This is a genomic window from Nostoc sp. UHCC 0251 (genome assembly GCF_034932245.1).
GTDB lineage: Bacteria > Cyanobacteriota > Cyanobacteriia > Cyanobacteriales > Nostocaceae > Nostoc.
Genome location: NZ_JAYGHD010000467.1, coordinates 1 through 5,356, shown reverse-complemented (window position 1 = coordinate 5,356; position 5,356 = coordinate 1). Strand labels below are relative to the sequence as shown.

General features: G+C 38.9%; 3 protein-coding genes. All 3 read left to right on the top strand.

Going from position 1 to position 5,356, the window contains the following annotated elements:
- Window positions 1-2,872: 2,872 nt before the first annotated feature.
- The 3 genes from VB740_RS35630 to VB740_RS35620 all read left to right on the top strand — a co-directional run bounded on the left by VB740_RS35630 (window position 2,873) and on the right by VB740_RS35620 (window position 5,298).
- Window positions 2,873-3,049 (top strand): CopG family transcriptional regulator, encoded by a 177-nt coding sequence (locus tag VB740_RS35630; RefSeq protein ID WP_323204521.1) that lies wholly within the window; start codon window positions 2,873-2,875, stop codon window positions 3,047-3,049.
- Between the two features lie 274 nt (window positions 3,050-3,323).
- On the top strand, window positions 3,324-4,760 hold the full coding sequence (gene zds, locus VB740_RS35625) for a 9,9'-di-cis-zeta-carotene desaturase (RefSeq protein WP_323204520.1): 1,437 nt from the start codon (window positions 3,324-3,326) through the stop codon (window positions 4,758-4,760).
- A 94-nt stretch (window positions 4,761-4,854) separates the two neighbouring features.
- Window positions 4,855-5,298 (top strand): SRPBCC family protein, encoded by a 444-nt coding sequence (locus VB740_RS35620; protein ID WP_323204519.1) that lies wholly within the window; start codon window positions 4,855-4,857, stop codon window positions 5,296-5,298.
- Window positions 5,299-5,356: the final 58 nt, after the last annotated feature.

The following is a 5,356-nucleotide window of genomic DNA, read 5'->3' as shown; positions in this document are numbered from 1 at the left end:
GGGTAAAGGGTAAGGGTTAAAGGTTTTTTCTTTCCCTTTTTCCCTTTCCCCTTTTTCCCTTAACCGAGAAGTATTGAGGTGGGTATTACCCACCTTTATTTTTTGCTTATTAAAATGAGCCAGATAAGCGATCGCTGAATGGCAATATCTACGACGAGCCTAGCTGCGGCAACTTTGCCCAATCTGAAAATTATTCAAAATCTCAAAAAATTGTAGTAATGTACCACAAACACTAACTATCTTCAGCTACATCTGATTGTTAGCGCTTTTAAATTTGCAATCAATGAGAATATACCGTGAGCCTAACTCTTTATTTCTTCCGTCACATGGTCCACTGTTAAAGATTTTAGTAGACCGTAGTCATTTGGATGAGCGATTACGTAATTTACCAGGGACATGAGGGAAGTTAGGAGTTATTATTTTTCCCTTGCTCTCCCTCACTATCTGGCTCAGTGTCTTTGTAGTAAACGTTTATTCCAATTTTCAAAATACCTACAGCATTTTGCAAGTCAGTGAAGTACAAAATGCAGGACTCACGCATCAAATATAAAGAGTTTCTACCTCCTGACTCAAAACCTTCGTAGCTTTGTACTTCATGCAAAATAAAACTGCTGTAACACGACAATTGTTGTGATGTCTACGACTGGCTACGCCTACGCAGTATCAATAGGTATTGCATGTACTGCTGCAAATGGCAATCAAGGAGGCAATGATATAGCCGTCGCCACTTTAGTTAGGATGCTAAGTGAAGGGATAGTATTGTCTTATAGATTGCCGTTGTGTTGTTGCAGGTTAGTAAGCGCTTGTTGCGCTGGGGTGTCGTTTGAAAAGAAGTTGCTGAAGTTGTTGGATTTCTTCGTACAAGTAATCCTGGTAAACCAATTTGACTTGCTAACGGGCATCACGACAAGTTGCTATAAAATCTTGTAACTCAGCGTTAGCGTACTCCTATGGTGAAGCAAGCTACGCATAGCGTCTGTCTGCAACACGCTGTGCGTTTGCGTAGCATACCGCAAGGAACGTAGAGAAACTGCCACTTCTCCAGGTAGTATTACCGTTTGGAGGTGCTGATTTATCATTCTCTGCTTTATTGTCTCGTTATCTTTTTCACGCAATTAAGTAGGAATCCTATATCTAAATTCTACTAAGTAAGTTGGCACAATAAAATCAAACTATAGGACTACTATTTGATTTTTGAAAAGATACGTAGGGTGCGTTAGCGACAGCGTAACGCACCAAAGCCTTAAGAATGGTGCGTTACGGCTTACGCCTAACACACCCTACAAATATTTAGATTTTTCAGAAATCAAATATGATTCCTATATATGAAGAAAAATTAACTAAGCTAAAACCCTTATGCCTATTGCCTATTGCCTATTGCCTATTGCCTATTGCCTTATCCCAACGACAATTATTTACGCCAACTTACTTATATGTATATGTCAACATCGTTAGGTAACCAATCATTAGAAGCTAACTTTACCTTAATTTCATGAAGTATCTGTATTCTGATATTTTTCCAGTCATTTCATGTGAAGTTTTACTAGTATAAATCAGTACAAAAGGCTAAAAAATTCTCTGCAAGGTTCTGTTTCATAAAATTTAGGTGACGTAGTTACATATAGAAATGTTTTTTTAATAATTTTTTTAGTTCTCCATCTTGATATATATCAATAACATTAAGCTAAAGTTTCGATAATATCTTTTTCTTTGTAATTTTTTTATAAAGGATGAAAGTGAGATTATTTTGTTTCTAAATGAAGATTATTTAAAGTGGATAAACAATAGGTATAATAAACACATAATGGAAAAAAATTGAAATATATAACTGCTTTTATGGATATACTTACGAAATCATAAATGTTTGCAAACCCATAGGTTATGGCAGTAATTTATTTCTTACTTATGAAAAAGTTACTGTAATATTTTTGGTACAATAATTGGCAAAAAAATGATTTGTATACCCTCCCGTAGATAAATACTATGAATAGGACAAATGTCACTCACTTTAAGACAAACTATATCGCTAGAGAGAAGATAAAACACATCTCGGATTGCATCGTCTTTCTACAGCGAGTTAGTACAAAAGCATGAAACAAAACTAAGATATTATCAGCAACAGTCAACTAACATCATATTTGTTTTGTAATGATTTGTCTGTGTAAAATTACAGATATGACTGTTAAATTTTACCAAGAAACTTGGCTATTTACACCCAATAAACTAAAGTCTTGTCTCCTTTTTGGCAGCTACTATATTGACGTAAAGAAGCAATCAGCTTGATCGAGGGTAGCCAAAATTTATAACCGTTCAAGTAGCTCTTAACTTCTTAGTTTCAGTAATGGGTGCAGATGGGTATTTGTTCCAAAAGTAACGCTTATTTGGGTACTTTTAAGTGATTATTGATGACCTCTATAGACCATTGTAACCCGCCTGTAAGAAAGCATTTCAGGAAGATAATAATTCTGAAGCTTTATTTTCTAGTCTTATACCAGATGTTCTCTACAAGTGGGTTTAGCGAACTTAGTTAAGATATAAGGTCAAATGCTTTTGATGGAGAATAAGTTTGGAAATCTTGATTGAGTCAACAGTAGGTGCTTCAAATTCATTTATAAAATTTCATTGTCAGGGTTTACTCATGCTGTTAGTAGGGTTATTATCTTCAAAAGCAAGTATGTGGTCTTTATCCTGTCACCAGAGTAACAAATAAAGTGTAGTTTTTTATTTTTTTTAGGAAATGATGAATACTTTGACGAAACGAACATTTTTAATATTAATGATATTACTTGTTTCGTGAGACAAATTCTGATAACCTTATCGGTTCCCTCTTTAATTTAGAATTTTTCGACGATCTAAATATCCAGCAGATAGCATGATAATGACAAACAAAAAATGGGCTGTTAAACGTATAACTGTTAATCTCGCAACGCAAGAAGCAGAAAAGCTAGAAAAATATTGTCAACAAACAGGTAGACCCGCAACCGATGTGATTCGAGAACTGATTAGAAGTTTGCCTGCCTCCGACGACGGCAAAGATGTAAACAACTAAGAAGTTGCTTTTACGACTTACCAGATAACTGCTTTGTTACCAAAAAATAGCTATGATACTTTTTTGAGTCCGCCGCTATGGACAAGAGTTTGTCTAACTGATACAGACGCGAGAAAAACGCGTCTGGTCAATTGCTCGGACTAAATCGACCGATCAAAAAGGTTTTAGTATCGACATTGCGATGCTTTAATATGCTGGTGGAGTTGATATTCAGTAGCAAATTCCGACACCAACCCAGTTACAATCTGTAAAGAAACTGAAAAGGAACGACGGAATGCGTGTTGCAATCGTAGGTGCGGGGCTGGCTGGACTGGCAACCGCAGTAGATCTAGCGGATGCTGGTTGTGAAGTAGAGATTTTTGAGTCTCGTCCGTTTGTGGGTGGTAAAGTTGGCAGTTGGGTTGATGGAGATGGCAACCATCTAGAAATGGGTTTGCATGTATTTTTCGGCTGCTACTACCAACTATTTGACTTGATGAAAAAAGTGGGGGTGTTAGAAAACTTACGCCTCAAGGAACATACCCACACTTTTATTAATAAAGGAGGCCGCACTGGTGGTTTAGATTTTCGCTTCTTTACAGGTGCACCTTTCAATGGCTTAAAGGCATTTTTCACGACCTCTCAACTATCGTTGCAGGATAAACTGCAAAATGCGATCGCTTTGGGTACTAGTCCCATAGTTCGCGGGTTGGTAGACTTTAACGGGGCGATGAAAACCATCCGCAACTTGGATAAAGTTAGCTTTGCCGACTGGTTCCGCAGTCACGGTGGGAGTAATGGCAGCATCAAACGCTTATGGAATCCCATTGCCTACGCATTGGGATTTATTGATTGCGAAAATATGTCTGCCCGTTGTATGTTGACGATATTCCAGCTATTTGCAGTCAGAACTGAAGCTTCAGTTTTGCGGATGCTGGAAGGTTCTCCCCATGAGTATTTACACAAGCCCATTCTGGAATATTTAGAAGCCAGAGGTACCAAAATTTACACGCGTCGGCAAGTTCGAGAAATTCAATTTACATCAGATGAACAAACCCGCGTCACTGGTATAGTAGTTGCCCAAGGTGAAACAGTAGAAACTATCACTGCTGATGCTTATGTCTTTGCCTGTGATGTTCCAGGAATTCAACGCATCCTACCCCACGAGTGGCGTAAGTGGTCAGAATTTGACAATATTTACAAGCTAGATGCAGTACCAGTGGCAACAGTGCAGCTACGCTTCGATGGTTGGGTGACTGAACTCAACGATGGAGAGCAACGTAAACAACTAAATCATGCGGCTGGAATTGATAATTTACTGTACACAGCCGATGCTGACTTTTCTTGTTTTGCCGATTTGGCTTTGACTAGCCCTGCTGATTATTATCGCCCAGGACAGGGTTCATTGTTACAGCTAGTGCTGACACCAGGAGATCCATTTATTGCACAAAGCAATGAAGCGATCGCGCAGCATGTCCTCAAGCAAGTCCATGAACTGTTTCCCTCGTCACGCGAACTAAATATGACTTGGTACAGTGTGGTGAAACTTGCTCAGTCTCTCTACCGAGAAGCGCCAGGGATGGATGCATACCGTCCCAACCAAAAGACACCAGTAGATAATTTCTTCCTTGCAGGGAGTTATACTCAGCAAGATTACATCGACAGCATGGAAGGAGCGACTATTTCTGGACGGCGGGCGGCAAAAGTGATTTTGGAGAGTTTGAAGAATTGACTTAGACACGCAGTGACTTGCCGCAGGCTACCGCAAAGGACGCGTAGACATGAAGTGGCTTCTCGAAAAGTAGGACGCGAAGGAAGAAGAGAGAATGTCAGATTGGTTAGAGCATACTGTGCAGGTAGAAGTAGAGGCTCCCATAGATTTAGTATGGAGCCTTTGGGCTGATTTAGAACAAATGCCCCGGTGGATGAAGTGGATTGATTCGGTGAAAATTCCGCCAGATAATCCAGATATATCTCTTTGGAAACTGAAGACCGGCAGTCTAGAATTTACTTGGAAATCCCGAATTCTCAAAGTTATTCCTAACCAAATTATCCAATGGGAATCTGTTGATGGTTTGCCAAATCAGGGAGCGATTCGTTTTTACGATCGCCACAATAGTAGTATTGTCAAAATGACCATTTCCTACGCTATCCCCGGCATTATTGGCAAAATTATGGATAACTTGTTTTTGGGGCGGATAGTTGAATCCACGATTCAAGCTGATTTGGAAAGGTTTAAGGAATATGCGCTGAATGTTAAAGCTAATTAATTCATATATAGGAATCATATTTGATTTCTGAAAATATTTCAGTAGGGTGTGTTATGCC

Coding starts and splice junctions, on each gene's coding strand:
- VB740_RS35630 (WP_323204521.1), top strand. CDS start 2,873: ATGATAATGACAAACAAAAAATGGGCTGTTAAACGTATAACTGTTAAT.
- zds (WP_323204520.1), top strand. CDS start 3,324: ATGCGTGTTGCAATCGTAGGTGCGGGGCTGGCTGGACTGGCAACCGCA.
- VB740_RS35620 (WP_323204519.1), top strand. CDS start 4,855: ATGTCAGATTGGTTAGAGCATACTGTGCAGGTAGAAGTAGAGGCTCCC.